At 66.5% G+C, this 26,962-nt stretch carries 23 protein-coding genes; 11 read left to right on the forward strand and 12 right to left on the reverse strand.

Annotation, left to right across the window (positions count from 1 at the left end; translation table 11 throughout):
- Nucleotides 1–9: 9 nt before the first annotated feature.
- From QFZ33_RS22175 to QFZ33_RS22205, 7 genes are all read right to left on the reverse strand, one after another.
- On the reverse strand, nt 10–873 hold the full coding sequence (locus QFZ33_RS22175; RefSeq protein WP_307031028.1) for an aldo/keto reductase: 864 nt from the start codon (nt 871–873) through the stop codon (nt 10–12).
- Nucleotides 870–1,739, reverse strand: a complete 870-nt coding sequence (locus tag QFZ33_RS22180; protein WP_307031030.1) for a sugar phosphate isomerase/epimerase family protein — start codon at nt 1,737–1,739, stop codon at nt 870–872. Before QFZ33_RS22180 ends, QFZ33_RS22175 begins: the two co-directional genes overlap by 4 nt.
- Nucleotides 1,736–3,820, reverse strand: a complete 2,085-nt coding sequence (locus QFZ33_RS22185) for an oxidoreductase (protein WP_307031032.1) — start codon at nt 3,818–3,820, stop codon at nt 1,736–1,738. The genes QFZ33_RS22180 and QFZ33_RS22185 overlap by 4 nt, the downstream gene beginning before the upstream one ends.
- Nucleotides 3,821–3,823: 3 nt before the next feature.
- Entirely contained in the window at nt 3,824–4,975 is a 1,152-nt protein-coding gene (locus tag QFZ33_RS22190) for a Gfo/Idh/MocA family protein (RefSeq protein WP_307031034.1), read from the reverse strand.
- Between the two features lie 57 nt (nt 4,976–5,032).
- Entirely contained in the window at nt 5,033–6,424 is a 1,392-nt protein-coding gene (locus QFZ33_RS22195) for an MFS transporter (RefSeq protein ID WP_307031035.1), read from the reverse strand.
- A 197-nt stretch (nt 6,425–6,621) separates the two neighbouring features.
- Complete coding sequence (locus QFZ33_RS22200; protein ID WP_307031037.1) at nt 6,622–7,419, reverse strand: IclR family transcriptional regulator; 798 nt, start codon at nt 7,417–7,419, stop codon at nt 6,622–6,624.
- Nucleotides 7,419–8,204 (reverse strand): IclR family transcriptional regulator domain-containing protein, encoded by a 786-nt coding sequence (locus tag QFZ33_RS22205; RefSeq protein WP_307031039.1) that lies wholly within the window; start codon nt 8,202–8,204, stop codon nt 7,419–7,421. Before QFZ33_RS22205 ends, QFZ33_RS22200 begins: the two co-directional genes overlap by 1 nt.
- 243 nt (nt 8,205–8,447) lie before the next feature.
- Here QFZ33_RS22205 and QFZ33_RS22210 point away from each other — a divergent pair, with 243 nt between their 5' ends.
- The 5 genes from QFZ33_RS22210 (at nt 8,448) to QFZ33_RS22230 (ending at nt 13,966) form a co-directional block, all read left to right on the forward strand.
- Entirely contained in the window at nt 8,448–9,776 is a 1,329-nt protein-coding gene (locus QFZ33_RS22210) for an MFS transporter (RefSeq protein ID WP_307031041.1), read from the forward strand.
- Between the two features lie 106 nt (nt 9,777–9,882).
- Complete coding sequence (locus QFZ33_RS22215) at nt 9,883–10,779, forward strand: LysR family transcriptional regulator (protein WP_307031043.1); 897 nt, start codon at nt 9,883–9,885, stop codon at nt 10,777–10,779.
- Between the two features lie 116 nt (nt 10,780–10,895).
- Nucleotides 10,896–11,240 carry a YciI family protein gene (locus QFZ33_RS22220; RefSeq protein ID WP_307031045.1) on the forward strand — a complete coding sequence of 115 codons (345 nt, stop codon included), beginning with the start codon at nt 10,896–10,898 and terminating at the stop codon, nt 11,238–11,240.
- A gap of 9 nt (nt 11,241–11,249) precedes the next feature.
- Entirely contained in the window at nt 11,250–12,332 is a 1,083-nt protein-coding gene (locus tag QFZ33_RS22225) for a zinc-dependent alcohol dehydrogenase (RefSeq protein ID WP_307031047.1), read from the forward strand.
- A complete protein-coding gene (locus QFZ33_RS22230; RefSeq protein ID WP_307031049.1) occupies nt 12,329–13,966 on the forward strand; it encodes an FAD-dependent oxidoreductase in 1,638 nt (545 codons plus the stop codon). Before QFZ33_RS22225 ends, QFZ33_RS22230 begins: the two co-directional genes overlap by 4 nt.
- Before the next feature lie 166 nt (nt 13,967–14,132).
- On the opposite strand, the gene QFZ33_RS22235 is transcribed toward QFZ33_RS22230, so the two are convergent.
- From QFZ33_RS22235 to QFZ33_RS22255, 5 genes are all read right to left on the reverse strand, one after another.
- Nucleotides 14,133–15,227 carry a type I restriction endonuclease gene (locus QFZ33_RS22235; protein WP_307031956.1) on the reverse strand — a complete coding sequence of 365 codons (1,095 nt, stop codon included), beginning with the start codon at nt 15,225–15,227 and terminating at the stop codon, nt 14,133–14,135.
- A 123-nt stretch (nt 15,228–15,350) separates the two neighbouring features.
- Nucleotides 15,351–15,779 (reverse strand): hypothetical protein, encoded by a 429-nt coding sequence (locus QFZ33_RS22240; RefSeq protein WP_307031050.1) that lies wholly within the window; start codon nt 15,777–15,779, stop codon nt 15,351–15,353.
- Nucleotides 15,780–15,985: 206 nt separating this feature from the next.
- Entirely contained in the window at nt 15,986–16,558 is a 573-nt protein-coding gene (locus tag QFZ33_RS22245) for a DM13 domain-containing protein (RefSeq protein WP_307031052.1), read from the reverse strand.
- Nucleotides 16,559–16,667: 109 nt separating this feature from the next.
- The gene (locus tag QFZ33_RS22250; protein ID WP_307031054.1) at nt 16,668–19,112 is read right to left on the reverse strand and encodes a sensor domain-containing protein; all 2,445 of its coding nucleotides are present in this window, start codon (nt 19,110–19,112) and stop codon (nt 16,668–16,670) included.
- A 142-nt stretch (nt 19,113–19,254) separates the two neighbouring features.
- Nucleotides 19,255–19,896 carry a GOLPH3/VPS74 family protein gene (locus QFZ33_RS22255; RefSeq protein ID WP_307031056.1) on the reverse strand — a complete coding sequence of 214 codons (642 nt, stop codon included), beginning with the start codon at nt 19,894–19,896 and terminating at the stop codon, nt 19,255–19,257.
- A gap of 184 nt (nt 19,897–20,080) precedes the next feature.
- On the opposite strand from QFZ33_RS22255, the gene QFZ33_RS22260 reads away from it, so the two are divergent.
- The 6 genes from QFZ33_RS22260 (at nt 20,081) to QFZ33_RS22285 (ending at nt 26,960) form a co-directional block, all read left to right on the forward strand.
- The gene (locus QFZ33_RS22260) at nt 20,081–20,971 is read left to right on the forward strand and encodes a MurR/RpiR family transcriptional regulator (protein ID WP_307031058.1); all 891 of its coding nucleotides are present in this window, start codon (nt 20,081–20,083) and stop codon (nt 20,969–20,971) included.
- Between the two features lie 57 nt (nt 20,972–21,028).
- Entirely contained in the window at nt 21,029–21,952 is a 924-nt protein-coding gene (locus QFZ33_RS22265) for an NAD(P)-dependent oxidoreductase (protein ID WP_307031060.1), read from the forward strand.
- Between the two features lie 37 nt (nt 21,953–21,989).
- The gene (locus QFZ33_RS22270) at nt 21,990–23,537 is read left to right on the forward strand and encodes an aldehyde dehydrogenase family protein (RefSeq protein ID WP_307031062.1); all 1,548 of its coding nucleotides are present in this window, start codon (nt 21,990–21,992) and stop codon (nt 23,535–23,537) included.
- Between the two features lie 14 nt (nt 23,538–23,551).
- Nucleotides 23,552–24,766 carry an amidohydrolase gene (locus tag QFZ33_RS22275; RefSeq protein WP_307031065.1) on the forward strand — a complete coding sequence of 405 codons (1,215 nt, stop codon included), beginning with the start codon at nt 23,552–23,554 and terminating at the stop codon, nt 24,764–24,766.
- Nucleotides 24,763–26,190, forward strand: coding sequence for a DUF3100 domain-containing protein (locus tag QFZ33_RS22280; RefSeq protein WP_307031067.1), 1,428 nt, complete (start codon nt 24,763–24,765; stop codon nt 26,188–26,190). The genes QFZ33_RS22275 and QFZ33_RS22280 overlap by 4 nt, the downstream gene beginning before the upstream one ends.
- A gap of 317 nt (nt 26,191–26,507) precedes the next feature.
- Nucleotides 26,508–26,960 carry a hypothetical protein gene (locus QFZ33_RS22285; RefSeq protein WP_307031068.1) on the forward strand — a complete coding sequence of 151 codons (453 nt, stop codon included), beginning with the start codon at nt 26,508–26,510 and terminating at the stop codon, nt 26,958–26,960.
- Nucleotides 26,961–26,962: the final 2 nt, after the last annotated feature.

The following is a 26,962-nucleotide window of genomic DNA, read 5'->3' on the forward strand; positions in this document are numbered from 1 at the left end:
GTGCTTCTTTCAGTGTCCGAATTCGTCCGAGTCCAGCCGCGGCGGCGCACCCGTCTCCAGGGCATCGATGCCGGCCATTTCCCCCTCGGTGAGGGCAAAGCCAAAGACGTCGAGGTTTTCGCGCTGCCGCCGGTCATCGGCGGACTTGGGGATTGCCACCCGGCCGGACTGGACCTGCCAGCGGAGCACCACCTGCGCCGGGGTCTTGCCGTATTCCTCGGCCGGACTGGTGACGGCAGGGGCTGAGAGGAAGCCGCCGTTGCGGCCCAGCGGGCTGTAGGCAGCCGTAACGATGCCCTGCTCACGGTGGAACGCCAGCTGGTCCAACTGCTGGTGTTCGGGATCGATCTGCACCTGGTTGACCGGGACTTCCAGGCCTGCCGCCTGCAGCTCCCGCAGATGGGCCGGCTTGAAGTTGGAAACGCCCCAGCACCTGATCAGCCCCTCCTCGGCCAGCCGGGTGAGCCCCGCCGCAGCTTCCACAAACCGGCCCTGGGCAGGATTCGGCCAGTGGATCAGGAAGAGGTCCAGATACTCGGTGCCCAGCCGCCGGGCAGCTGTGCCGAAGGCCTCGCGCACGCCCGTGCCGCCGTGCCACTGCTTGTTGAATTTGGTGGTGAGGAACAGGTCCCCGCGGGCAATGCCGCTGCGGCGGATCCCCTCCCCCACGGCCTCCTCGTTGTCGTAATTTTCGGCCGTATCGATGTGCCGGTAGCCGTGGTTGATGGCGCGGGCCACGGCGTCGGAGGCCTCTTCGCCGGTCATGGGCCAGGTGCCGAGCCCGATGAGTGGAATCACGACGCCGGGCGCCAGTTCCGCCGTCGTGCCCGGTTCTGCTGCGGTTCCGGTTGCTTCTGCGGCTGTTCCGGTCATGCTGTTACCGCCTTCTCGATTGCCGACTTCTCGGTTGTCTTTTTGGATGTCGTAGCCAGCACAGCCACGGCGGCCTCCTTGAGCTTCCGCGCCCAGCCCAGCTCGCCCAGCCGGGCCACCGTGCTGTCCGACGGCACCTCGACGCTCACCGGAACGTCGGCCGGAAAAGCGTTCACCAGTGCGGCGAGGTCGAAGCCGCCCTCGCCCGGAACACCGCGTTCCGAGCGCGACTCCGCCACCAGCGCCGCGCGGCTGGCCGGACGCTGCACCGGCCCGTCGCACAGCTGCAGCAGCGGCACCAGGTCCCGGTTCGCCTCGAGGTCCCGCCACTGCGGGGACCCGGGGACCGCGCCGAAGCGGTTCAGGTGGAGCGCATCCACCACGACGTTGCAGCCAGACGTGAGGGCCAGGGCCACCGCGGCGGGAATGGAGTTCACCGCCTGGTAGGAGATGGGCTCGAGAGTTGGGACGATGCCGTAACTCCGGCCATCCTCCGTCATGCGCTCCAGGGTGTCGGCGAGGCGTGCGGTGTCGGGGTCGGACGCGGCCACGGTCAGGGAGTCCGCACCGAGTGCCTGCCCGGCCTCCATCATGGCCAGCCATGCGTTGCGCTGGTCTGTACCGTCCAGCAGCAGGAACTCGATGTCGCGGACCGTGACCCCGGTGTCGGCCATCCGGGCCAGCGTCTCCCTCAGCATCGGCGATCCCGGCTGCACGTCATAGGGCTGCTCGGTGGGAGTGACCGGACGGACACGCGCGCCGATAAAGTCGAAGCCAGCCTCCGCGGCGACGGCCACCAACTGGGGCGGGGCGGTGTTGAGGAGGGAGAGCTGGGCCAGGCCCAGCTGTCGGCGCGGTGCGCTCATGATGCTGCTCCGTTCATGCTGAGTTCGAAGGGACCCGCTGCGGGTTCGGTTACTGGAGCCGCGGGCTCGGCGGCCAGGGCAGCGGCGATACGCTGCGCGGCGTCGTAGCCGCTCTTCACCGCGTTGGAGGCGATGGCGGGGGTCAGGCCAACCACCGTTCCGGCGAACGCCACCGGCACGCCGGCCACTCGGGCCAGGTCTGCCTCACGGTCCTCCGCGGGGACGGAACCGTCCAGCGGCAGCACAGAACGGGACACCAGCAGGCTTCCCGGCGCGTCCAGCCATTCCGAACCGGACCCGTCCCGGGGCGTGCCGGCTATCCGGATGCGGCCGCCGTCGTATCCCTCGATGGTGGCACCCAGCCGGATCCGGACCCGCGGATTCTGTTCGAGCCGGGGCACGGCCAGGATTTTCGCCCGCCGCCCGGATTCCGGAGCGAGAACGTCCTGCGGCCCCACCAGCAGGACCGCTGTGCCGCGGTCCGCGAGGGTGTCCGCCAGGCTCATGGCCACCGAGTCGGCACCCCAGATGGTCACGGCCTCCGGGACCTCGCCGCCGTCGAGTACCTCGGGGTGGCCAGCGAGCCAGTCCCGCACGTCCGTCACGCCGGGCTGGTCGGCGCCGGGGAAGCCTGCCCCGGGCCGGGTCCCGCCGGTAGCCAGCACGACGGCGTCGGCCCCGGTTTCGCGGACCAGCCCGGCCAGATCGGTAACGTCGACGCGCCTGCGCTGTCGCAGTTCTACCCCCAGCCTTTCGTTCTCGGCCGCGGACCAGTCGGTGAACCGGTGGAAATCCGGCGTCGACTTCATCCGTTCCGCAAGGGCGAACTGCCCGCCGTGCCGGGCGCCGTCGTCGAGCACGGTCACCTGCGCACCTGCCAAGGCAAGTTCCCGGGCGGCAGTGAGGCCGGCGGGGCCGGACCCCACGACGGCCACCCGGGAGCCCGGGCGCACTCCCGGCGTGGGAAGTGGGACCCGCGAGCGCCCGACGGCCGGGTTGACCGTGCACGTGACCTGCCCCTGGCCGAGGGTGTCGATGCAGACGTTGCAGGCGATGCAGGGACGGTAAGCCTCTCCGCGGAGGACGCCGCCCACAAAGGCGGGATCGGCGTGGATGGCGCGGGCCAGGCTGACGAAATCGCAGACGCCGTCGCCGAGGACCTCCTCGATGACGGCCGGCGAGTTCAGCCGTCCGGCCATGCCCAGCGGAAGCCCGAACTGCCGGTACGCCGCGGCGTAGTCGCGGAGCAGGCCGGGCTTCCACTCGCCGGGCTGCACGATCCATTCGCCGGCGTCGTAGCTGCCGGCGGACAGATCGAGGAAGTCCAGCTGGTCCAGGTTCGCTTTTGCCATGATGGCCACCTGGTTTTCGGCGCTGATGCCCTCCGCCGGGCCCTCGACGACGGACACCCGCACCCCGACTAGTGCGTCCGGCGCAGCCTCGCGGACGGCGTCGATGACCAGGTTCAGAAAGTGCTCCGGCGCGGCGAACTCGTCCGTGCGGTGGTTGGAGATGGGGGACATGAACTGGTGGATCAGGTAGCCGTGGGCGCCGTGGATGTTGATCACGTCAAAGCCCGCGGCCACGGCCCGGCGTGCCGCCGCAGCGTAGGACCCCACGAGGTCGTGGCATTCCACCGCCGTCAGCTCCCGCGGAATCTCCCCGCCGGCCACCGCGCACGGGACCGGCGACGGCGCCACGTTCTTGTGCCCGGACACCGCAGTTTGGGCGGTGCGGCCGCCGTGGTTAAGTTCGACGGCGGCCAGCGCACCTTCGGCGTGCAGGGCGTCGGTGAGCCTGCGCAGCCCGGGAATCATGGCGTCGGTGTGCAGGCCCAGCTGGTGCGTGCGGCCCTTGCCGTCGGCGCGCACGTACGTGGCTTCGGTGGTGACCAGGCCGAGGCCAGCCCTCGCCCGGGTGACGAGATAGTCGATGTACTGCTCGGTGATGTGCCCGTCCACGGTGCCGTAGTTGCGCTCCATCGGGGCGGAGGCGAGCCGGTTGCGGAGGGTCCGCGGAGTGCGGCCGTTCCGGCCCAGGGTGAGCGGGCGGGCGGCGTGGCGGGTGTTGTGATCCGTCATGGCCTAGCCTGCCGCTTCCGCCGGAACACAAGTGACGACGTCGGCCGGCACCACGACACCGGATGGAACCTCGACGTCAGCGAAGCGGACGGGGCGGCCGGTGTTTGAGGATTCGTAGACCGCCAGCAGGATCCGGAGGGATTTCAGGGCATCCTTTCCGGTGATGGCGGGCTCGGTGCCGGCGTCCAGTGAGCGCACGAAATCGCGGACCTGGCTGGTGTGGTGCGGAATCAGCTGGCTGTTGATGGCGGAAAGGTCAATGTTGGGTTCCACGCCCTCAGGATGGACGGGCTCCACGGTGATCTTCTCCCCCACGGCCCACAGGTCCAGCCGGCCGTCGCTGCCCTCAGGGAACTCCGTCAGCGATGCCGAAGCTCCCGTTTCGCCGGTGATCCGGAGCTGGATGCCCAGGTTGGGGGACACCGCCGTCGACGCCTCCAGCGTTGCCATCGCGCCGGAGGTGAAGGTGATGACCGCCGTGGCGGAGTCCTCCACCTCGATGTAGTCGCCATGCCGGTAGGTGTTGACCTTCCCGTAGACCTCCGCCACGTCGCCGAGGTACCACTGCAGCAGGTCGATCTGGTGGATGGCCTGCGTCATCAGCACGCCGCCGCCGTCGTTCTCCCAGGTCCCGCGCCAGGCGTCGCGGGAATAGTAGTCCGGCGCGCGGTGCAGCATCACGGAACACTGGGCCATGAGCGGACGGCCCAGCGTTCCGTCGTCGATGGCGGAGCGGATCTTCTGGGCGGCCGGCCAGAAGCGGCGCTGGAACAGTGCCCCGAACTGCACGCCGGCCTCCTCGCACGCGGCCACCATCCGCTCAGCCGCGTCGAGTCGGGTGGCGATCGGCTTTTCGCACAGCACATGCACCCCGGCTGCCGCAGCCTGGAGCACCACCTCCTCGTGGGTCGGGTGGGGTGTGCAGACCGACACGATGTCCACGCCCAGCGCCAGGATCTCGTCCACGGTGTTCACGGCATTCGGCACCTCCCAGGCCCGGGCGGTGGCGCGTGCCCGGTCCAGATCGATGTCGCACACGCCGACCACCTGGACGTTGTCCAGGGCGGCGAACGCCTCGAGGTGGTTGCGGGAGATGGCGCCGCAGCCCACGATTCCGGCTCGGTAGGTGCGGGGGGCGGTTGCTGACGGGGTCATGGTTTCAACTTTCTGGTGAGTGGTGGACGGGGCCGGGCCGGGGTATCGGGGCAGGGGCTAGGCGTCGGCGGGCACGGAACTGCGGACCGGCCTCTGGGGCCGCGGCAGGCCGAGTTCCTCGAGCGGGATCTTGTGGGTTTCGCGGGCCGTGGCAATGGCGATCGCGGAGACGGCCAGGCAGGCCACCGTGAAGCCTGCCACCGGGATCCAGCCGCCGGGTCCCGGCTGGGCCAGGAGCGTGGCGATGGCGGGGGCGAAGCCGGTGAGGATCAGGCCCACCTGGCTGCCGATGGCCATCCCGGAGTAGCGGACCGGTGCCGGGAACATCTCGGGAAAGAAGACCGTCCACACGCCGTTCCAGCAGGAGTAGAAGACGGACATGTTCAGGAATCCGAAGACGAAGATCAGGGCGATGTTGTGCTCGCTGATGGCCCAGAAGTAGCCGAACGAGGTGATGGCGCAGCCGAGGGAGCCCACCAGGAGCACCCTCTTGCGGCCGAACCGGTCCGAGATGATTCCGGCGAGCGGGATGGTGAACATGGACAGGCCGATGGTGACGGCGTTGACCGTGAGCATGAGGGTCCGGTCCAGGCCGATGCCCTTGCCGGTGGCGTAGGCCAGGGCGTACACGGTGAAGGTGGTCTGCATGACGGAGAACAGCATCACGAGGGCCACGCGCAGGACGTCGCGCCACTGGGTTTTCAGCACCACGGCCGCCGGGATGCCCTTTGGCTTCTTCGTTTCCACGGCTTCTTCGAACACGGGCGGCTCCTCAAGCCGGGTGCGGATCCAGTAGGCCACCAGCAGCACCACGGCGGACAACCAGAACGGGACGCGCCAGCCCCAGCCAAGCAGCTGCTCCTCAGGGAGGGCGGCGAGCGGGATGAACACCACCGTGGAGAGCACCATGCCGGACGCGTAGCCGGTCATCACGAAGCTGGTGAAGAAGCCACGTCGTCCTTCCGGGGAGTGCTCCATGGTCAGGGTGGAGGCGCCCGCGGCCTCGGCGCCGGCGGAGAATCCCTGGGCCAGCCGGCCCGCCAGCAGGAGTGCCGTGGCCCAGTAGCCCACCTGGTCATAGGTGGGCAGGAAGCCGATGCCGATGGAGGCCACGCCCATGATCACCAGCGTGATCATCAGGGCCTGCTTGCGGCCGATCTTGTCCCCGAAGTGGCTCATGATGACGCCGCCCAGCGGCCGCGCCAGATAGCCGACGCCGAACGTGGCCATCGCGCCGAGCAGGGCAACCACCGGGTCTCCGCCGGGGAAGAAGATCTTCGGGAACACCAGCGCTGCCGCCGTGCCATAGATGAAGAAGTCGTAGTACTCCAGCGTGGATCCAAGGAAGGAAGCCAGTGCGGCCTTCCGTGGGGTCTTCGCCGCGAGGTTTTCCGCGCGCTCAATGACGGCGGGCTCCGCGGCGGTGGTTGGGGGCTGGACGTGTCCCATAGGTTCTCCTCATTGAGTTTCCAGGGCGGCCGCCACCTGCTGGCGGGGGCCGAAGTGTTGAGCGTGCACCGTGTTCGGGTGCCAGTGGCTCTGGGGGAAAACACTAGGAGCAGCGAAAAGCGATGCGACGGATTTTCCCGTTCAACGGGACGTCGACAAGGTGACGATTTTGTGTGCGTGAGGGGTTAAGCCCGAGGTCAGGAGCGCTGGAGCCAGGGCCGCGTGCCGTACGGACGGCGCTCTGCGCCCATAGTCCGGGACAGGCCGCGCCCTGCGGCCACCAGGACCGGAAGGACCACCTTGGGGTCCTCGTCCGCCGTCGGAATCACGACGGCGATCGCTCCGATCACGCTGTTGCCCTCGCCAAAGACGGGGACGGAGTAGGCCGTGTTCTCCGGCACCAGGACACCCACCATGCGGACGTAGCCGCGTTCCCTGATCAGGGCGAGCTGCTCGCGCAGGCGCGCCGGGTCTGTTTCCGTCGCGGCCGTCGTTTTCTCCAACTGCCCGGCCAGGAACCGTTCCTGCACGTCACGCGGCATGTGCGCCATCATGGCCATGCCGGACGACGTGTTGTGGATCAGGAGCCGGCCGGCCACGGCGGCCAGATTGGTGGCGGTGCCGTGCCGGTCCAACTGCTCCAGGTACAGCACGGTGCCGGAGTCGACGTCGGGAATGGAGAGCGAGACCTGCTCCCGGACAGCCGCGTGGACACCTTCAAGGAACGGAAGGCCCCGGCGTCGGAATTCCTCGAGCGGATTGCTGCGGGACGCCAGCTCCCACATCTTCATGCCAACGCCGTAGTCACCGGCCTCGCTGCGGTTCAGCAGCCCGCTGTCCACCAGGTCGTTGGCCAGCCGGTGGGCGGTGCTGCTGGACATGCCCGTGGCGCGGACCAGTTCTGTCAACGACATCCGCGGGCGGCCCTTCGAAAAGGCATCGAGGATCTTCACCACGCGCTGGATGACGGATTCGCCGGAGGGCGAGTTGGCCATCAGGCCCTCCGCAGCCCGGATGCGTCCCCGTAGGAGTCAAGACCGATCTGCCGCGCAGCCTCCTGCAGGCGGGGCACCACGGACTTTTCAATGTCCTCGGCAGGGGAACGGTGGGTCTGCAGGGAAACATTGACGGCTGCCACCACGTCATGGCCGCGCCACACCGGCACCGCGACGCCGCGCAGCCCCTCTTCCAGCTCCTGCGACACCATGGCCCACCCCCTGGACCTGGCACGTTCAACTTCCGCCCGCAGCTGCTCCAGGCTTGCGATCGAGTGTTCCGTCAGCTTCTGCAGCCGGACGGTTTCAAAGTAGGCCTGCAGGCCCTCCTCCGTCAGGGCCCCCAGCAGCACACGCCCCATGGACGTGGCCCAGGCCGGGAACCTGGTGCCCACGGTGATGGTCACGCTGAGCAGCCGTGGCGAGGGCACACAGGCCACATACACGACGTCGGCGCCGTCGAGAACGCAGAGGGAGGTGGTCTCATTCAGCTCTGCAGCGAGGGCCTTCAGATGCCGGTCCGCGATGGCCGGAAGCTCGAGATTGGCCAGGAAGGACCGCCCGATCTCCAGCGAGCGGGAGGTCAGCTCGAAGTGCGCCCCGTCCGTCCGGAGGTAGCCGAGGTCAGCCAACGTGAGGAGGAACCGCCGGGCGGAAGCCCTGGTCGTTTCGGCCGCCGCGGCCACCTGGGACACCGTCAGCCGGGGAGTGTTCGGTGTGAAGGCCCGGAGCACATCGAACGCCTTTTCCACCGATTTCACAAAGTAGGCCGGCTGTTCGTCCATGAGCTCCCTGCACCTCCCGGCAACCTCCAGCGGAGACCGCTAAGACGTATGGAAGCTGCGCGCTGTTCCTGACCTACCAAGAATACGGTCCACCGCCCGGCGAGGCGCAGGAAAACAAAAACGGATTGTGAGTCACTTCACTCTGCGCTATGCTTTTCTCTAGTCGCATATCGCACTGTTGTTCGCGATACGCACAAATCCAAAAATCCGGACCCCGTCTTTCAGTGCGGAAGGACCCCTGTAATGACCGATCTCGCCCCCAATGTCACCGCTGAGGCGAAGCAGTACCGGCTCAAGCGCGCCAAGAAGGCCGCCCTGGCCGCCTTCCTTGGCGGTGCGCTGGAATACTACGACTTCTTCATCTACGCCACCGCGGCGTCCCTCGTCTTCTCCAAGATCTTCTTCCCCGCGGGGGACCCCACAGTCGCCCTGATCGCCTCGTTTGCCACGTTCGGCGTTGCCTACGTGGCCCGCCCCTTCGGTGCCGTCGTCTTCGGCCACCTGGGTGACAAGATCGGCCGCAAGAACACCCTCGTCCTGACCCTCGTGCTGATGGGATCGGCCACGTTCCTGATCGGCGCACTGCCTGACTTCAACACCGTCGGCTACTGGGCACCTGCCCTGCTGGTGCTCCTGCGCCTCATGCAGGGACTCTCCGCCGGCGCCGAAACCGCCGGCGCCTCGGCCCTGTCCACCGAGGAGGCTCCGGAAGGCCGCCGCGGCTTCTTCGCCAGCTTTGCAATGAGCGGGATCTCCGCCGGCATCGTCCTGGCCTCCCTCGCCTTCCTTCCCGTGGCCGCCATGAGCGAGGCCGAGCGCCTCGCCTGGGGCTGGCGCATTCCGTTCTGGCTCTCCCTCGTGGTGCTGGTCGTCGCCTACCTGGTGCGGCGCTCCCTCGAGGAGCCGGAGGTCTTCGAGGAAAAGCACGACCACGGTGAACTGGTCAAGCTTCCGTTCGCCAAGATGTTCAAGACGCACCCGGCGCAGTTCTTCCAGGTGGCACTGATGTCCTTCGAAACCGTCACCAACACGTTTATGCAGTCCTTCGGCCTCGCCTATGCCGTGTCCGTCGGCGTCCCGACGTCGACCATGCTGTGGGTGAGCATCCTGGGCAACGTCATCGCCATGTTCAGCCAGCCGCTGATGGCCAGGCTCTCGGACCGCTTCGGACGGCGCCCGGTGTTCATTACCGGCGTGCTGGGATCCGGGCTGATGATCTTCGTCTACTTCTCCGTCATCTCCACCGGCAACATCCCGATGATCTTCCTTACCAGCACACTTATCACCGCCGGCACCTACGCGATGTCCAACGCCATCTACCCGGCGTGGTTCTCCGAACTGTTCAACGTCAAGGTCCGCTACTCCGGCATGGCCATCGGCCTGCAGGTCGGCATCCTCTGCGCCGGCTTCACTCCCCTGCTGGGCACCGCCCTGGTCGGCGCCGACAAGGCCAACTGGGGCCCCGCCGCGTGGATCGTCGCGGCGTCGTCCCTGCTGGCTGTGGCCGGCGCATACTGGGCCCGCGAAACCCACAAGACCCCGCTGCGGGAACTGGGCAACCCGGTCCGGTAACCAATAAATCCAGCGCGAACAAGCAGATAATGCCCTCAATCTACCGATTTGAGGGCATTATCTGCCGTTTCGGGACCTTCAGTTCTGGAGGCATAGGAGGAACTGCATGGAGCTTCGGCAAATCGAGGCTTTCCTTGCCGTGGCCGAGGAACTGCACTTCGGCCGCGCAGCGCACCGCCTCCGCATGGCCCAGTCGCCTCTGAGCCAGACCATCCGGAAGCTCGAGAAGGAGCTCGGCTCCGATCTGTTTGAACGCAATACCCGCTCGGTGGCCCTGACGACGGCGGGAGTCGCCTTTCTTCCCCATGCCCGCCGGATCATCGACGAACTCGATCTCGCCCGCCGGTCCGCCGTCACCGAACCCGGCACGTTCTACGGCCGGCTCAGCATCGGCTTTTCCGGGGCGCTGAACCACCGGACCCTGCCCCCGCTGACCCGGACCCTCCGCAACCGCTACCCGTCCCTGGACCTCACCCTCACCGGCGGCCTGCTGACCCAGGACGCCCTGCAGCAGCTCCGGAACGGTTCCCTGGACCTGGCCTTCGTCGGGCTGCCGCTGGATGCGGGCGCGCTGGCCACCCGCTCTATCGCCCTCGAACAGCTGGGCGCCACCGTGCCGGTGGACCATCCGCTGGCTGAGCGGCCGGCCATCGGGCTCGCCGAGCTGTCCGACGACGGGTTCGTCACCATGCGTGCCGCGCAGGGATCCACGCTCCGCGAGGGCATCTTTGCGGCCTGCGCGGCCGCGGGGTTCCGGCCCAGGGTGGCGCAGGAGGTCACCGATCCGTACACCGCACTGTCGCTGGTGGCCGGCGGAGTCGGGGTGAGCCTGATGCCCGCCTCCGTCGCCAGCATCATGCCCGGCGGGACCGTGTTCATCCCGCTGACCGGCACCGCGCCGCTGCTGGAGTCGGGCCTCGCCTGGAACCCGGCCGGCATCTCGCCCGCCCTGGCACTGGCCCTGGCCGTCGCCGAGGAAGTCCTCCCCACGCCAGCGCGCTGAGGCACCCAGCTGACTGAGGCACTCAAGCCGGCCTCCCGCCGTCGTACATTATGTGTTTTCTACACATACTCATTGACCAGATAAGTGTTGGACGCGGCACAATCCCGGTGGCCACGATGGAGTGGAACATCCACCTGCTCAACGATGAGGACACACCCATGGGAACATTCGCTGTCACCTACGCCTACTCCGCCAACACGTCTGCCGGCCGGGACGAACACCGCCCCCGCCACGTCGAGTTCCTGCAGGAGCAGTTCGACAAGGGCAGGCTGGTGAAGAGCGGTCCGTTCGGGCCCGAGGAGGATCCGGGCGCACTGCTGATCGTCGAGGCGGAGTCGAAGGCTGACGTCGAGGCACTGATGGACCAGGACCCGTTCTATCTCAACGGCCTCGTGAAGCAGCGCCGCATCCGGCAGTGGAACGTCGTTTTCGGCGCCGACGCCGGCACCGCACGGAACTAGGAGCGCATCATGCTGATCGCGCGCACCGTCACCAAGGAGACCATCCGCTACGAGGACGTTCCGGAACCGGCCCTCGAGCCGGGTCATGCCCTGGTCCGGGTCCACAACGTCACCCTGTGCGGCACGGACCTGCACATCTGGGAGGACGACTACCCGGCCGGGCTGCCCGTCATCCAGGGCCATGAATTTGCCGGCATCGTGGAGGCCATTGGAAACAACGACGCCGGCATCCGCACCGGTGACCGCGTTGCCGTCAGCCCGATGATCTACTGCGGACAGTGCCGGCCGTGCCGGCTGGGCCGGTTCAACGTCTGCGAGAACATCGGCTGCATCGGCTGCTATTCGGACGGCGCGCTCGTGGAGCTGATCAGCGTGCCGGTGGGAAAACTGTGCCCCGTGCCGGACGGCCTGGAACTGGATCTTGCGGCCATGGCCGAGCCCGCGTCCATCGCCATGCAGTCGGTGAACCGGGGCCGGCCTTCACCGGGGGAAACGGCCCTGGTGCTGGGCAGCGGTCCGATCGGGCTGCTCGCCACGCTGTACCTGACGGACCTCGGCGTGCGGGTTGTCTGCGCCGACACGGAGCAGGACCGACTGAAGCTGGCTTCTGCGTTCGGAGCCATTGAGACGCTGCTGGTGGATCCCCGTGCGGACTTCCCCAGCGGGGACCAGGCTGTCCGGCTGGCTGCGCTGACGGATTCTTCCGGGCCGGAGCTGGTCATCGAGGCCACGGGTGTTCCGTCCTCGCTGGAGACGGCTGTCCGTCTCGTGGCGAGTGCCGGACGGATCGTCCAGGTGGGCATTTCGGCGCGGACCGCATCCGTCCCCATGAACGCCATGCCTTTCAAGGAGATCGACCTGCTGGGCAGCCGGAACAGCCTGAACCTCATCCCGGCGGGACTGGAGCTGCTGGCCCGGCACCGGGACCAGGCCCGCGCCCTGATGACGCACCGCTTCGCCTTCGAAAATCTGCAGCAGGCCTTTGAACTGATGCGCAGCCGAGACGAGCCGGTGGGGAAGATTGTGGTGGACATGCCGGCCGCGCAGTCCGCCGCGGCGGCAACTGCCGTCCGCGCGGGGGCGACGGCGTGAGCGGCGTTGGGGCAAGCCGGCTGCTCACCCCTGTCGGAAAAATCTCGGGCACCTACGACGTTGTGGTGGCAGGCAGCGGCGCGGCGGGCCTGGTCGCGGCGATCCGGGCGTCCGACGCGGGGCTGAGGGTGCTGGTGGCCGAGAAAGCACCGCTGCTCGGCGGCACCACGGCAGCCGGCGGCGGCGTGATGTGGGCACCGAACAACCATCTGGCCCGACAGGCCGGCTTCCGGGACAGCCATGAGGACGGGGTCGCGTACCTCACCGAGGCCGCCGGACACGTGCTGACCCCCGCGGAAGTGGAGTGGTACGTCCGGACGGCGCCGCGCGCCGTCGCCTATCTCGACGGAGAAACCCGGCTCTCCCTGACACCGATCGCCCGCCCGGATTACCACATGGAATGGCCGGGGGCGGCCGACGGCGGGCGCGGCCTGGACAACGGCGCCTTCGACCCGTCGGGGTACCCGGGCCTCGCGGAGGCGATCCGGCCGTCGTCGTACTTTCCGCTGCTGACCATGACCGAGCGCGACCGGCTCAACGGCCGGGCGGCGGATCCGGAGCTGCTGGCACGGCGTGCCGCCACGGGCGTGCGGACCATGGGTGGCGCCCTGGTGGGGTCGCTGCTGGCGAGCGCGCTGGACCGTGGCGTGGAGATTGCGGTTTCCGCGCCGGTCGAGGACCTGGCCCGCGATGGGGACAAATGGAACGTGACCCTCGGCGGCGCCGCAGCCGGCAAAACAATGTCCGCGGCCGCCGTCGTGCTCGCTTCGGGCGGTTTCGAATGGAACCCGAGGCTCCGCCGTGCGTTCCTGCCGTTTCCGGTGACGCCCATCAGCGCGCCGTCCAACGAGGGCGACGGGCTGGAGCTCGGGCTGAAGGCCGGCGCCGCCGTGGCGGACATGACCGCCATCTGGGGAGTCCCGGTGATTTCCGAGGCCGCCCACGAGTACGACGGCGTGCGGTCCGGCCGGATGGGGAACGTGGAGATGACCCTGCCTGGATCGATCACTGTGAACGCGGCCGGGAAGCGCTTCGTCAATGAGGCGCTGAACTACCACGATGCCAGCCGCGTGTTCGCCTCCGTTGACCCTCTGACCGGCCGCCAGCAGAACAACCCAGCTTGGTTGGTGTTCGACGCGGCGTACCTGTCGAAGTACCCGGTGGCCGGCTCGGCCGCAGGTTCCCCGGCTGACTGGATGTCGGCCGCGGATTCACTGGAGGAACTGGCCTGCAAGGTCGGGGTGGACCCGGCCGGACTGGCCGCCACGGTGGCCAGGTTCAACGCCGACGCCTCAAAGGGAGTGGACACTGAGTTCCACCGCGGAGCGACGCCCCAGGACCGCTTCCTCGGCGACGCCGCCAACACGCCCAGCCCCTGCCTGGCGCCTTTGACGACTGCGCCGTTTTACGCGGTCCGGATTTCCGCCGGCGTGCTGGGAACCTCCGGCGGACTGGACACCGACTTCAACGGCCGGGTCCTTGACCGGCACCGGCAGCCCATCCCGGGTCTCTACGCGGCAGGCAACGTCTCCGCGGGCGTTTTCCGCAATAACTACCCGGGCGGCGGGGCGACCCTGGGCTCGGCCATCACCCGGGCCTTCGCAGTAGGCGAGCACCTCGCCGCAAACCTCTAACCGCGCCACACACCACCTCGCCAGCATGGAGTTTTTGTCCATTTGTCGCGACTTCAAGGGCGTTTAGCGACCAGTATCTGTACAAAAACTCGAAGTGAAGGAGGACGACGGCGGGACCACCCGCCGTCGTCCTTCTTGCGTTTAGCTGCGTTCCCGCTGCGGCTGCTTATGACTCCAGGTAGCTACGAACGCTGCTTCGCAGAATGTCTGCGTGTTCGTAGATCTCGTCCAAGGAGCTGATTGGGATACGCGTCTCAGTCCTGCTCTCGTCGAACACACCCAGATACTTCTGGACGCGGTTGAAGTGCAATCTGGCGATCGGCTTCCTGTTGTTGTCATCGAGCAGAACCGCAAAGTAGGACTTCGCGTCGCGCTGCACGACCCGCGCAGGCTTCACGTCACCACAGACGATCGCCCGGACAATATGGAAGCCTTCCAGCTCTTCGAGAGTTGTCTCGATCCCGGTCTCGATCAGGTCGTTCTCGGCCGATTCTTCGCTGGTGACAGTAGCCGCGATCTCAGGGTCACTTGCCATCGGGAAGTTCGGTGCCCCTAGGGCCGTCTTCAACCGCTCGTTGACCTGGTCGTTGAGGAACTGCTTGGTGGCCTTCGTTACCAGACCAGTGAATTGCTCCCTGACCTTCTGGGTGTATGGGCCCTCATAGACTTTCGCCGTCAGGAATTTGATCCAGTCATCCTCAGGCTGCTTGAACTCCGATGCGATAACTCGCTTTATTGCCCCGATGTACTTCAGCTCACCGGCTGCACTGATGATCGAGTCAAGGTCAAAGACGTCCTTGGACAGCTTCATCAACTCGGGGATGAGGGTCTCGTCAACCTCGTTGAGGTCGAGGACGAGGAATGGCTTAGCGTCCATGCGGTTTGGTGCGTCCAGATCGGTGAAGAACTGATAAACCTCGCCGTTGGTCAGTATCGCGATCCGGGCATTAGTCACCGCGAAGTAGCGATAAAGCTGCGAGGCGTGCTCAATCCGCAACGCCTCTTTGGATTTCTTGCACTCGATAAGGATCTGCACCGTGCCACCATGCATGATGGCATAGTCGATCTTCTCTCCCTTTTTCACACCGACGTCAGCCGTAAACTCCGGCACAACTTCCAAAGGATTGAAGACGTCGTAGCCAAGAATCGTCGAGATGAAGGGCATCACGAACGCGTTCTTCGTTGCCTCCTCCGTCTCGATCTGTGACCTCTGCTGTCGCACTTTTGCTGCCAGCGCGGTCAGTCGTTCAGCAAACTCCATTGTCCCCTCCAGGTCCACTTTCATCGGTCCAGCGAAATGCACACGGCGTGCGTAAAAACTATGTGGTCTTGCGACGGGCAGCAAGATACTTTCGGGGCCCGATGAATACAGTCTTGTAATCGGCTAATTGCCTGAACCGGAGGCTGCCGCGATGGCTATCAAGACGAAGACGAGTATCGACAGAACGCCTGCGATCGTGTCAATCCAGCCGAGAACCTTGCCCAAGGTTGCCGAGTGGTGCAAAGCTTCCGCTTTCCGGGCATTGGAAATTGCCAGTGGACCAAACACGATGCCGAGGAAAAAGAATCCGATGACGCCGAAGATCACGGACTTTTCCTTGAATTTGCTGCCGCGGAAAAACTCACGGGAGTTGTTCTGCTGCACATTCGGATAGTTCGGATACTGGTACGGCTGGTTGCTGGAGTAAGACATAGGAGCCTTTCGCGACGAGGGCGGTTCTGGTTTACGGGGGTCGTCACCCACAGCTTTGCATTGCTGGCCGTCGATTTCCCCTGTTGAAAAATACCCTGCGGGAACCGCCCAGAAAGGCATTGCACACAATCCTGCGGAAATCCTCCACATAATCTGTGATGACATTGAGGTTTGGGTCCAATATCTGGACAAGAGCTCCAGCCGGAGGAGAACGGGAGGGACCACCCGGCGGCACGTACGAGGGAGTTTTCGTCCACATATCGCGACTTCCGGGGCGTTTTACGGCCATTATCTGTACAAAAACGCCATATGGAAGCCGGTGACCGTCACTTGGCGAGCTGGGCCGCTCCGAAGGAAACACTGAACTGGACGCACCACAGATCCAGCGACTTGTACCTGGCCAGGTCAAGCTCGTCGGGGATCACGTACACCTGGTTGCCCTGGTTTCCCTTGATCATGCCCAAGTCAAAGTGTTCGGCGGAACCGGCCGTGAACCAGCCGGCTGTTCCCTCCACTACATCCGCGGCGCTGAGCCAGACGTGCACATCCGGACCGTTGGAAGTGTCGAGATTCTCCAGAGTCAGAACGCGTTTCCCGCCGGTCTGCTGAATGATTCTGACGGTTCCTGTGGTGGCGTGCTCGTGACTGATGAGCGAGCCTTCGGCAAGTTGGACCGGATCCACAGGCGCCGTGGTTGGTGTCCCGGAGGGCGGATTCGCGGTGGCGGAAGGGGCCGGCTGAGGTTGCTCCGCCGACGCCACAACTGTGGGCAGCTGCTCATCCACCCGCACGTCCACAAACAGAAGCCACGGCTTAAACAGGGCCAGACCTAGCACCAGCACGGCGGCGCCCACAACGGCGACGATCAACCAGCGGCGCTTGCGAGTGCGGGCCTCCATGCTGCAAATCTACACCCGACGTCGGAGGCGAGTTTTTGTCCACTTGTCGCGACTTAAAGGGCGTTTAGCGGCCATTATCTGTACAAAAACTCGGAACCAAAACGTGCGGTCAGCCGACCCGGGGCAGGGAAATCGCCGATGGACGCTTGGCCGGGTGGGACTGCAGCCAGGCCGGAATCCGCTCTGCCGGCAGCGGCTTGCTCCACAGGTAACCCTGCGCGAGGCGCACACCCAGCCGGCGGAGTTCGCTCAGCTGCACGGCGGTTTCCACGCCTTCGGCCACCACATCAAGCCGCAGGCTCTCGGCCATGCCAAGGACCAGTTCGATGATCGTGGCCCCGTGCGGATCGGTCCCCAGCTCCTCGACAAAGGTGCGGTCGATCTTGAGGGTGCGGGCCGAGAGCCACTTGAGGTAGCTGAGCGACGAGTAGCCGGTGCCGAAGTCGTCGATAGAAAGGCCCACCCCAAGGCGGGCCAGCCGCTGCAGGGTTTCCTTGGGCAGGTCCGGCTGGTCCATGAGCACCGTCTCGGTGATTTCCAGCTGGACGGCCCCCGGGTCAATACCGGTGTCGCGGATGGCCGCCTCCACGACGTCGGGAAAATCGCCGGCCACAAGCTGGCGGCCGGAGATGTTCACTGCCGCCGTGAAGTTCTCCGCCCCCGGAACCTGGGTGCGCCACTGCTGCACCTGGCGCAGCGCTTCGCGGAGCACCCAGGTGCCGATCGGCAGGATAAGGCCCGTTTCCTCGGCAATGGGGATGAAGGCGTCGGGCATGATCGGGCCGTGCTCACGGTGGTGCCAGCGCAGCAGCGCCTCGAAGCCGACGGCGCCCTCAGTAGAAACGTCAATGATCGGCTGGTAGTTCAGAGACAGCTCATTGCGCTCCAAGGCAAGCCGCAGATCCGACTCCAGGTCCAGGCGTCCCGTGGCCCTGCCGGTCATGCGCACGTCGTAAATGGCTGACGAATCCCCGCCGGCGGATTTGGCCCGGTACATGGCGGCGTCCGCTCCCTGCAGCATGGATTCTGCGGTGTCCTCAGCTTCGGCAAGGGCGATGCCGACGCTGACATTGAGGTAAATCTGCCGGCCGTCCACATCGAAAGGTTGCCTCGTCGCCTCTTTAATCCGTTCGGCCAGGCCCTGGGCTCCGCACATCTGGAGGTTCTCGCAGATCACCACGAATTCGTCACCTCCGAACCGGCCCACGGTGTCGCCGTCCCTGACGGCGGCCTTCAGCCGTTCACCCAGCAGCACCAGAATTGTGTCCCCGGCGCCGTGGCCGATGCCGTCATTGATCAGTTTAAAACGGTCGACGTCGACGAACATCACCACGGGCTGAGCCGCCCGGTCCAGGAAATCCTGAAGGACTTCGGTAACCATGTACCTGTTAGGCAGGCCGGTCAGGGCATCATGGCGCGCCTGCCACTCCAGGATCTGTTCAGCGTCCTTCCGGTCGGTGATGTCCAGGACAGTGTCCAAGAACCGTACGGGCTTGCCGTCCGCATTGTTCATGGTGCGGATCCGTGAGTGCAGCCAGCGCTGTTCGCCGCTGGGCCTGAGGATCCTGTATTCGAAGTCCGCGAAGCCGAGCCCGCCGTCCAGGCTCTTCCAGACTTGGCGAACGCGGTCCCTGTCCTCGGGATGCGTCAGCGCCAGGATGGACTCCCGGTCCTTCCGGTCCTCCGCGGACAGCCCCAGAATCCGGCCGAATTCCTCCGAGTGCCATGTCTCCCCCGTCACAACCGTGTGCTCGACGCTTCCAACGTGCGCCATCTCCTGGGCGGCCAATAGCCGCTCGCGCTCCGCCTCAGCCGCGGCTTTCAGGCGCTGGATCTCCGTGATGTCCCTGGCAATGGCAGATGCCCCCACCTGGGCGCCGTCCTGGTCGTAGACGGGAGACACTGTCAGTTCGACGTCGATGACCGACCCGTCCTTGCACTGCCACCGCGCCTCCACACCGGTGACGAACGCCCCGTTCCCTGAACGGGTGGGGACCTCGGTTCCGAAAAACGCGCCGTCGTCGGCGGTCAGCAGCCGGTGGCTTTGTCCCACAGCTTCCCAGGAGCTCCAGCCGAGCATCCTTGCAGCTCCGGCATTCCAGCTGGTGATCTTCCCGGTGAGGTCCGCCCCGATAATGGCATCGCCGGAGGACTCGACCATCGCTGAGAGCCGGCGCAGGATGGCCTCCGTGTGCTTCCGGTCGGTGATGTCTTTCGAGATCGCCACCACGGCCACGGGCACCGTGTGCCGGCCCCGGATACGGCTGACTGTCGCGTGGACCGGAAACTCCCGGCCTGTGCTGTGACGCGCCCACAGTTCGCCGGCCCAGTCCCCGCCGCCGGCCACCCTGTTCGCTATTTCCCGGTCGGTGGCGCCCCCGCCCCGTGCGTCAGCATCGCCCACGATTCCCAGGTCCGTGATCTTCGCTCCCAGAACCTTGTCCGGGCTGAACCCGTACAGGCGCTCCGATGCGCGGTTCCAGTACGTAATTCGCCAGTCGCCGTCCATGCCGATGACCGATTGGCCGATCTCGTCCAGCAGCAGCGATTGCATCACTAAATCGTCGCGATGTTCCCCAGCCATAACCCCTCCGACAGGTGCTCCCCCGATGGCAGCGCGCAAAGCGCTCGGACCCGTTCTGCTTAGGGAACCGTGCAGGAAGTAAATCAGCAGGCCGGGTTTCCTGCAAGTATCGTTATGTGGCGGCTTCTGCCTCCGCAAGCCTGATCATCCGAAGTTCGTCCCGCACCGCACGGGAAGGCCAGTGGTCACCGGTCAATTCCCTGAGCCGGGCAGGACCGGCGCCCGGGAAAAGCTTGTCCATCAGCCCTGCCGCGTGCAGCAGTCCAATCAGCGCGGCGGTTCTGGCGTCCGCCGGCGACGATCCGTTGAGTATGCCTTCAATCCTCGCCAGAAGTGCCGCTTCCGGAGCATGGTCCTTCTCCGGGTAGCGCGTGGTCCTGAAGACGCCAAGATGCTTTTCGCCCACATGAGCTACGACGCCGAGCGCCGCCATGCCCTCATAAACACGGTGCAGTTCGGCGCGGCTTTCCAGCATGGCAACCCAACGCCGCGGGCTGTGCGGCCGTGACTTGTCGTGGATCAGCTCCCACTGGTGCTGGAAGTCGGATTGCGGAGGGGCCCCGGTGGCCCTCACGTATTTCCCCTGCAGCTGAATTGCGCCCAGCAGGTCCAGCTCGGCCAGGATTGCCCCGGAGAGGGCGGCTTTGAGTACGCTGGGCGGCACTTCCGGCTCGCCGTCCTCGTCATTCGTCGCCAGAAGAAGGAACGCCTGCGGCAGGTTCAGCTCCCCGGCGCCGGGATTTTCGGTGGTCATATCTTCATGGTGACGCGGTCCCGCCACCGCCGCAATGGACGATCGGACCGAGGATTCACGGCGGGAATCCGATAGTACTTTCCGCAAACAGAATTGCAGAGTACATTGGATGCAATCTATCTTGCAGAGTGATCTGCGCCACGGAAGTCAGGCTAAAGATCACGTTCAGAGAAAGAGCTTGCACTTGAACCCCAGCACGGCCGGCGTGGAAGCCAGCACAGGGACAGGCGCCGCCGCTTCACATGCGTGGCTTGGCGACGCGCTTCCCGATGTTCCGCTTTCCAAGGCCCAGAGCCGGGTAGTCGACGTGATTGCGCGCAACCCGCAGCTCTCCTCGTATTCGGACATCGCCGAAATCGCGCAGCGGGCGGACGTCAACAATTCGACTGTGGTCCGCGCGGCCCAGCACCTGGGCTACCGCGGCTGGCCGGATCTCCAGCGGGAACTGCGGTCCCGTTACCTGGTCCTGATCTCCACGGAGGACACCCTGACCGAGCACGGGGAACACCGCAGTCCCCTGCATGACGCGCTCAACCACGACATCGAAAACCTGCGCCTGACCCTGGACTCCAACACGGCCGACGAAGCCGAGGCAGCCATAGCAGCAATGGCCGCGGCCAAGTCCATCACCGTCGTCGGTCTGGGCTCCTTCGCCGGCCCCGCCAGCGTGATGGCGCATCTGGGCTCGACCATGGGGTACCCCATCACGCTGGAGAACCGCGGGGCGGTCCACCTCGCCTCCAGCGTCAACGCCCTTGGGCCGGGCGACGTCCTGGTGGTCATCAACATGTGGCGCTCCATGCGGCAGATCATTGTCACCGCCGAAGCCGCGAAACAGGCGGGGGCCAAGGTCATCGCCATCAGTGACATGCGCCGCGGCCGGCTGGCAGCAGCCGCCGACCACCTCCTGGTGGTGGCGTCGGAAGGCATCTCCTTCTTCCAATCGGTCACCGCGGCAAATTCGCTGGTCTACGGCCTGCTCGCGGGCATGGAGGCCGCTCACCCCGAGCGCAGCCGCGCGGCCATCCGCCGCACACAACAGCTGTGGAAAGACCTCGACATCTATCTCGACTGACCTGGCCCCGGTCCTGCAGTCCCGGAACGCCACTCATCTGCTTCAAGGAGCACCTTCATGAACACCAGCACCGACCGCCGCATCGCCGTCATCGGCCTCGGCTCCATGGGCGGGGCGATGGCAGCCACGCTTCACAAGGCCGGCTGGAAGGTCACCGGCTTCGACCCCTCCGAGGCAGCACGGACCGCCGCGTCCGACGCCGGCATCGCCACCACCGGCAGCCTGGAAGATCTCGTTGGCACCCCCTACGCGGTGCTCTCGCTGCCCGCGGCCAGCGTCGTGGAGTCCACCGTTCCCCAGCTCCTGGCATCACAGGGAACCGTAGCAATCATTGACACCACCACCTCCGAACCGGCAACGAGCAAGCAGATGGCCGAACTCGCCGAAGCGCAAGGCGCAGCGTTCGTCGATGCCCCGGTCTCCGGCGGCCGCGACGGCGCATCAACCGGAACCCTGAGCGCCTTTGTCGGAGCAACGGACGCGGCCCTTGCCGCCGCCGAACCCGTTCTGCAGGCACTCACCGGCGGCAAGTACAACCACATCGGCGGACCCGGCAGCGGCAACGTCGTCAAGCTCCTCAACAACGTCCTGGCGGCGGCCAACCTGGTCTCGGTCGGCGAGGCCCTGGGTGTCGCCAACGCCTACGGCATCGATCCGGCCAAGGCGGCAGCAAGCATCAGCGAAGCCTCCGGCGGCAGCAAGGTCTCCGCGAACATGTACCCCGACTGGGTGCTCTCCGGAACCCACGATTCCGGTTTTTCGCTGGGGCTCATGGCACGCGACGCCGCCCTCGCCGTCGACGTCGCTGCCCAGATCGGCGAAAACCCGGCGCTGCTGGCCGCCGTCGCCAGCCAATGGCAGGAAGCCCTGGCCGCCCTCGGGCCGCGCGCGGATTTCACCGAGATCGCGCGGACCGTTGCCCCGGCCATCACCCCCGCCGGAGCGCCCGGCAATACAGACGACGCCACCGCCGTCGCCTGACGGCCTCCCTTAATAAGACAACCAGAGGACCACCACGTTGAGCACCACCACACCACCCACCTCCTCGTCAGCGGCCACCGCCAGGACCGTCTTGGACGAAGCGTTCCCCGCCGGCCTGGGGGCATTCCTTGACGGCAGGACCGTCCCCGGCAGCGGCGAGAACGTCACCCTCACCGCAGCCGCCACCGGCGAACCGTTCGCCACCTACGCCGACCCCGGCACCGAGGGCGCCAACGCCATCCTGGAGAGCTCAGTCGCCGGGGCGAAAACCTGGGGCGAAATGAACGGGTTCGAACGGGCCGCCATCCTTCGCAACGTCAGCCGCACCGTTGAAGCGCACGCGGAGGAGCTGGCCATCCTCGAGTCAGCCACCACCGGGAAGCCCATCCGCGACGCCCGGGTGGAGGCCGCCAAGGTCGCCGAGATGTTCGGCTATTACGCGGGCTGGGCAGACAAGCTGACCGGCCAGACCATTCCCGTTCCCGGCCCCTGGCACACTTACACCGAACGTGTGCCCTGGGGCGTCGTCGTCGCCATCACCCCGTGGAACGCGCCGCTGTTCACCGCCGGCTGGAACTCCGCCGCGCCGCTGGCCGCGGGCAACGCCGTGATCATCAAGCCCAGCGAATTCACGCCGGCCTCCTCCATCCGCCTCGCCCAGTTGGCGCACGAGGCCGGCCTGCCGGCAGGTGTGTTCAACGTTGCGGCGGGGCTGGGCCAGACCGTGGGTGCCGCGCTTACCAGCGACCGGCGCGTCGGCAAGGTCAGCTTCATCGGCTCCGTCCCCACCGGGCGCCGGGTGGCCGTCGCCGCCGCACAGGCCGGCATTCCCGCCCTGCTGGAACTCGGCGGCAAGAGCGCCAACATCGTTTTCGCGGACGCCGATCTGGAACGGGCTGCCGACGGCGCCATCGCTGCGATCTTCTCCGGCGCCGGGCAGTCATGCGTGGCCGGATCGCGACTCCTGGTGGAGCGCAGCGTGCACGCCCAGTTCGTGGAACTGGTCGCCGCCCGCGCCGCGAGGCTGCGGGTCGGTGACCCGCTAAGCGCGGACACCGAGGTGGGCCCCATCATCACGGCCCAGCAGTTTGCCACCGTCACCTCGCTGATCGAGGCTGGAATGAACGACGGCGGACGCAGGATCACGGGCGGAGCGCTTCCTGACGCTCTGGCCCGGTCACCGCTGGCCGGTGGCCACTGGGTGATGCCCACCCTGCTCGACGGCGTGACGCCGCAGAACAGGCTGGAAACCACGGAGGTCTTCGGGCCCGTCGTCGGGGCCGATGCCTTCGACACGGAGGCCGAGGCGATTGCCCGGGCCAACAACACGAACTTCGGCCTGGCCGGCGCGGTGTGGACGTCCGACGTCTCACGGGCCCACCACGTGGCACGCCAGGTGAAGGCCGGCACGTTCTGGATCAACTCCTACAAGACCATCCACGTGGCTGTTCCGTTCGGCGGGTTCGGGGACTCCGGCCACGGCCGGTCCTCCGGCCCGGGCGTCCTGGATGAGTACACGCAAACCAAGGCCATCTGGGTGCCGACCCGTGCAGCGGGCGCCCCCTTCCCGTCGCTTTCCTACTAGGGCAGGCATTGTTCATGGAACTGACAGAAACGTCCACCCTGCGCACGGCCCTTGCGGAGAGGGTCAGCAGGTGGAAACCGCGGGTGCAGGAAATGGCGCACCAGATCCACGCATTCAAGGAGGTGTCCTTCGAGGAGGTCCGCTCGGCCGAAGCGGTTGCAGACCTGCTGGCCGAGGGCGGCTTCGAGGTGGAACGCGGCACGGGCGGCCTTCCCACGGCCTTCACCGCCACCGCCGGCAGCGGCGACCTGACGGTTGCGCTGTGCGTGGAATACGACGCACTCCCGGACATCGGACACGCGTGCGGGCACAACCTGATCGCCGGCACCTCCGTGGGTGCCGCCCTGGCTCTGCAGCCCTTCGTGGATGAATTAGGCATCACCCTGAAGGCCATCGGGACGCCGGCGGAGGAACACGGCGGCGGCAAGGCCCTGCTGCTGGAACGCGGCGCGTTCGACGGCGTCAGTCTCGCCCTGATGGTCCATCCGGTCCAGGGCGGGGTGACCTACAACCCCGCGGGCACCAGCGCCCAGGCCGTCGGCCGGTACCGGGCGACGTTCACCGGACAGGCAGCCCACGCGGCGGCAGCCCCGCACCAGGGCGTGAACGCCGCGGACGCCGCCGTGCTGAGCCAGGTGGCCGTCGGCCTGCTGCGCCAGCAAATCCCCGGCGACCACCGGATCGCAATGTATATCGCAGAGGCCGGTCACGTCACCAATATCATTCCGGAACGGGCAGTGGTGGAGTTTGAATGCAGGGCCTTCACCCTGAGGGAATACGAGGCACTGCTGGAGCGTGTCCGCCGCTGCTTCGAGGGGGCCGCCCTGGCCACCGGCACCACGCTGGCCATCGAGGATACGGAGCCGCTCTACGAACCGCTGATCCAGGACGACGCCCTGGCGGCGCACTGGACCGAAGCCATGGTGGTGTTTGGCAAGGACACCTCCCCCTCGGCCGGCATCAGCGGCGGCTCCACGGACATGGGCAACATCTCCCAGGTCATCCCCAGCCTGCATCCCTGGCTCAGCATTCCCGGTGCCGACGTGCCCATCCACTCGCACAGCTTCGCCGCACTTGCAGACTCCCCCGCGGCCTACGCCGTGATGTCCGAGGCCGCCATCGCGCTGGCCTGGACGGTCGCCGCCGCGGCCACCACCCCCACCGAAAGGGCACGCCTGATCGAAGCTGCTTACCGCGGTCAGACGGTCACACAGGAAGGCACATCATGAGCACCAGCACAACACCCGTGCGGACAGACAGGGCCGGTATCCGGCTGACGCTTCCCATCGCCGCACTGGCCTTTGTCATTGCCCTGGCGGTCCAGCTGATCGGCCAGGCCAAGATCGACGTCGGCATCGGCGCCATCGTCATCTTCCCCATGGTCTGGGGCCTCATCCTCGGGCTGCTGGTCTCGGTCCAAAAGTTCAAGCCCCTGGGCCTGGACCTGCAGCGGGTCGCCGCCGCGCTGGTCGGTGTTGCCGTGCTGCTCCTGGTGGCCAGGCTGGCGTTCAACATCGGGCCCAGCCTTCCCACCCTGCTCAAGGCAGGGCCGGCGCTGCTGCTGCAGGAAGTGGGCCACCTGCTGGGCACCATTGCCCTGGCCCTCCCGCTGGCCGTGCTGCTCCGGATGGGCAAGGCGACGGTCGGTGCCACGTTCTCCCTTGACCGGGAACCGTCCTTCGCCATGGTCTCCGAAAAGTACGGCCCCGACTCCGACCAGTACCGCGGCGTCCTGGCCATGTACGTTTTCGGAACCCTGTTCGGCGCCGTGTACATCACGCTGCTGACCTCCCTTGTGTCCAACTGGAAGATCTTCGACCCCCTTGCCCTGGCCATGGGCGCAGGCGTGGGGTCCGGGTCCATGATGGCAGCATCCTCCGCCAGCATCATCGCCGCCTACCCCGGCGACCAGGAGGCCATCCTCGGCATGGCGGCCATCTCCAACCTGATCACCACCATCCTCGGCGTCTACGTCGGCATCTACCTCGCCTTACCGCTGGCGGACCGTTTCTACCGGGTCCTCACCCGCAGGCAGACCAGGGAAGAGGCCGCGGTCACGGCCGGCGCCCCGCCACAGCATGCGGACACCCAGCGCAGCGCTGCCGCCACGCACCGCGTTGCTGATACGGAGCTCGGCGGCGCAGACACAGCACGGGAAGCAGCCCAGGCCGAGGAAAACCGGCGGTTCCGGGAGCGTGTGGCCGAATCGTCAGCGGCCATGCACCTGCCGCTGTGGCTCTCCCTCTCGGTCCTGACCGTCCTCGGCATCGGCACCGCTTCGGTGGCGGCCAAGGGATTCAGCCTGACCATCGTCGCCGGGTACGCAATCATGCTCGCCCTCGTTCTGGTCAGCATTGCCCTGGCCAAGCTCACCAAGAAGATCTCGGCAATCGTCTACATCACCACCATCGGCGCCTACATCTCCAGCCCGTGGTTCTTCGGCGCGCCAGCACTCGCCGGGCCCATCAAGTCGGTCGACTTCCTGTCCATCGCCACGGTCATGCTGACCCTCGCCGGCCTGTCCTTGGGCAAGGACATTCCGTTGCTGAAAAACATCGGCTGGAAGATCATCCCGGTGGGCCTGGTGGCCGTCACCGCATCGTTCCTGCTGTCCACGGTGATAGCGGAGTTCGCCCTCGGTCTGTGGCACTAAGGGCTTTGGCACTAACGCCCTAACGCACTAAAGCAAGCGGACGACGGCGGGCCCTCCCGCCGTCGTCCGCTTCCTTTGTTTTTGGCTCTTGTCAGCGCAACCGGTACGTGAGTATGGTTCGGCCAGCCGGACTTTCGGCCGCGCCGGATGTTTGGCAGTGCCGGAGGTTTGGCGGTACAGCGCGGCACCCCAAACGGCGCCGCCGTCAGGGGCCATGGCGCGTACAATCATGGCCCCGTAAATCCAGGCGCCCGCTCGCCGCGTTGGCACGCCACGGGCGACGCAGGACGCCACGCTTCCGATAAAGGGAGAACTTGATGTTAGGCACCACAAGCCGCCTCGCCGCCGTCGCTCTCGCCGCCGGCCTAATGGGCATCGCCGCCCCCGCCCACGCAGCCCCCGCGACGCTCGTTAGCGCGGGACCAGGAATCCTCGTCGCCGACGGCGCCGCCGTCGATGTTCCGGTGACCTTTGTCTGCGACACTGATCCCACCCTGCTCATCGCGGTACCCGTCATCCAGCTCACCCAAAGAGTCAGCGACGGACGGATAGCCGGCGGCATTGGAAACGAACAGCTCAGCTGCACCAGGCAGGCCCAGACCGTCACCCTCCGGGTGGTTCCCAACGTGATGGCGTTCAACGAAGGCACGGCCGCGGCCACCATCGTTCTGCAAAGCTGCAACGCGCAGTTTCAGTGCTCCGTAGAGATCATCAACACCGAGGTGAAACTCGCCAAGGGCACGGCCACCGGGATCCTGCCCCAGAGGTAGGG

Origin of the sequence: Arthrobacter globiformis (genome assembly GCF_030815865.1) — a bacterium.
In the GTDB taxonomy this organism is placed as follows: domain Bacteria; phylum Actinomycetota; class Actinomycetes; order Actinomycetales; family Micrococcaceae; genus Arthrobacter; species Arthrobacter globiformis_B.

Coding starts and splice junctions, on each gene's coding strand:
- QFZ33_RS22175 (WP_307031028.1), bottom strand. CDS start 873: ATGACCGGAACAGCCGCAGAAGCAACCGGAACCGCAGCAGAACCGGGC.
- QFZ33_RS22180 (WP_307031030.1), bottom strand. CDS start 1,739: ATGAGCGCACCGCGCCGACAGCTGGGCCTGGCCCAGCTCTCCCTCCTC.
- QFZ33_RS22185 (WP_307031032.1), bottom strand. CDS start 3,820: ATGACGGATCACAACACCCGCCACGCCGCCCGCCCGCTCACCCTGGGC.
- QFZ33_RS22190 (WP_307031034.1), bottom strand. CDS start 4,975: ATGACCCCGTCAGCAACCGCCCCCCGCACCTACCGAGCCGGAATCGTG.
- QFZ33_RS22195 (WP_307031035.1), bottom strand. CDS start 6,424: ATGGGACACGTCCAGCCCCCAACCACCGCCGCGGAGCCCGCCGTCATT.
- QFZ33_RS22200 (WP_307031037.1), bottom strand. CDS start 7,419: ATGGCCAACTCGCCCTCCGGCGAATCCGTCATCCAGCGCGTGGTGAAG.
- QFZ33_RS22205 (WP_307031039.1), bottom strand. CDS start 8,204: ATGGACGAACAGCCGGCCTACTTTGTGAAATCGGTGGAAAAGGCGTTC.
- QFZ33_RS22210 (WP_307031041.1), top strand. CDS start 8,448: ATGACCGATCTCGCCCCCAATGTCACCGCTGAGGCGAAGCAGTACCGG.
- QFZ33_RS22215 (WP_307031043.1), top strand. CDS start 9,883: ATGGAGCTTCGGCAAATCGAGGCTTTCCTTGCCGTGGCCGAGGAACTG.
- QFZ33_RS22220 (WP_307031045.1), top strand. CDS start 10,896: ATGGAGTGGAACATCCACCTGCTCAACGATGAGGACACACCCATGGGA.
- QFZ33_RS22225 (WP_307031047.1), top strand. CDS start 11,250: ATGCTGATCGCGCGCACCGTCACCAAGGAGACCATCCGCTACGAGGAC.
- QFZ33_RS22235 (WP_307031956.1), bottom strand. CDS start 15,227: ATGGAGTTTGCTGAACGACTGACCGCGCTGGCAGCAAAAGTGCGACAG.
- QFZ33_RS22240 (WP_307031050.1), bottom strand. CDS start 15,779: ATGCCTTTCTGGGCGGTTCCCGCAGGGTATTTTTCAACAGGGGAAATC.
- QFZ33_RS22245 (WP_307031052.1), bottom strand. CDS start 16,558: ATGGAGGCCCGCACTCGCAAGCGCCGCTGGTTGATCGTCGCCGTTGTG.
- QFZ33_RS22250 (WP_307031054.1), bottom strand. CDS start 19,112: ATGCAATCGCTGCTGCTGGACGAGATCGGCCAATCGGTCATCGGCATG.
- QFZ33_RS22255 (WP_307031056.1), bottom strand. CDS start 19,896: ATGACCACCGAAAATCCCGGCGCCGGGGAGCTGAACCTGCCGCAGGCG.
- QFZ33_RS22265 (WP_307031060.1), top strand. CDS start 21,029: ATGAACACCAGCACCGACCGCCGCATCGCCGTCATCGGCCTCGGCTCC.
- QFZ33_RS22275 (WP_307031065.1), top strand. CDS start 23,552: ATGGAACTGACAGAAACGTCCACCCTGCGCACGGCCCTTGCGGAGAGG.
- QFZ33_RS22280 (WP_307031067.1), top strand. CDS start 24,763: ATGAGCACCAGCACAACACCCGTGCGGACAGACAGGGCCGGTATCCGG.
- QFZ33_RS22285 (WP_307031068.1), top strand. CDS start 26,508: ATGTTAGGCACCACAAGCCGCCTCGCCGCCGTCGCTCTCGCCGCCGGC.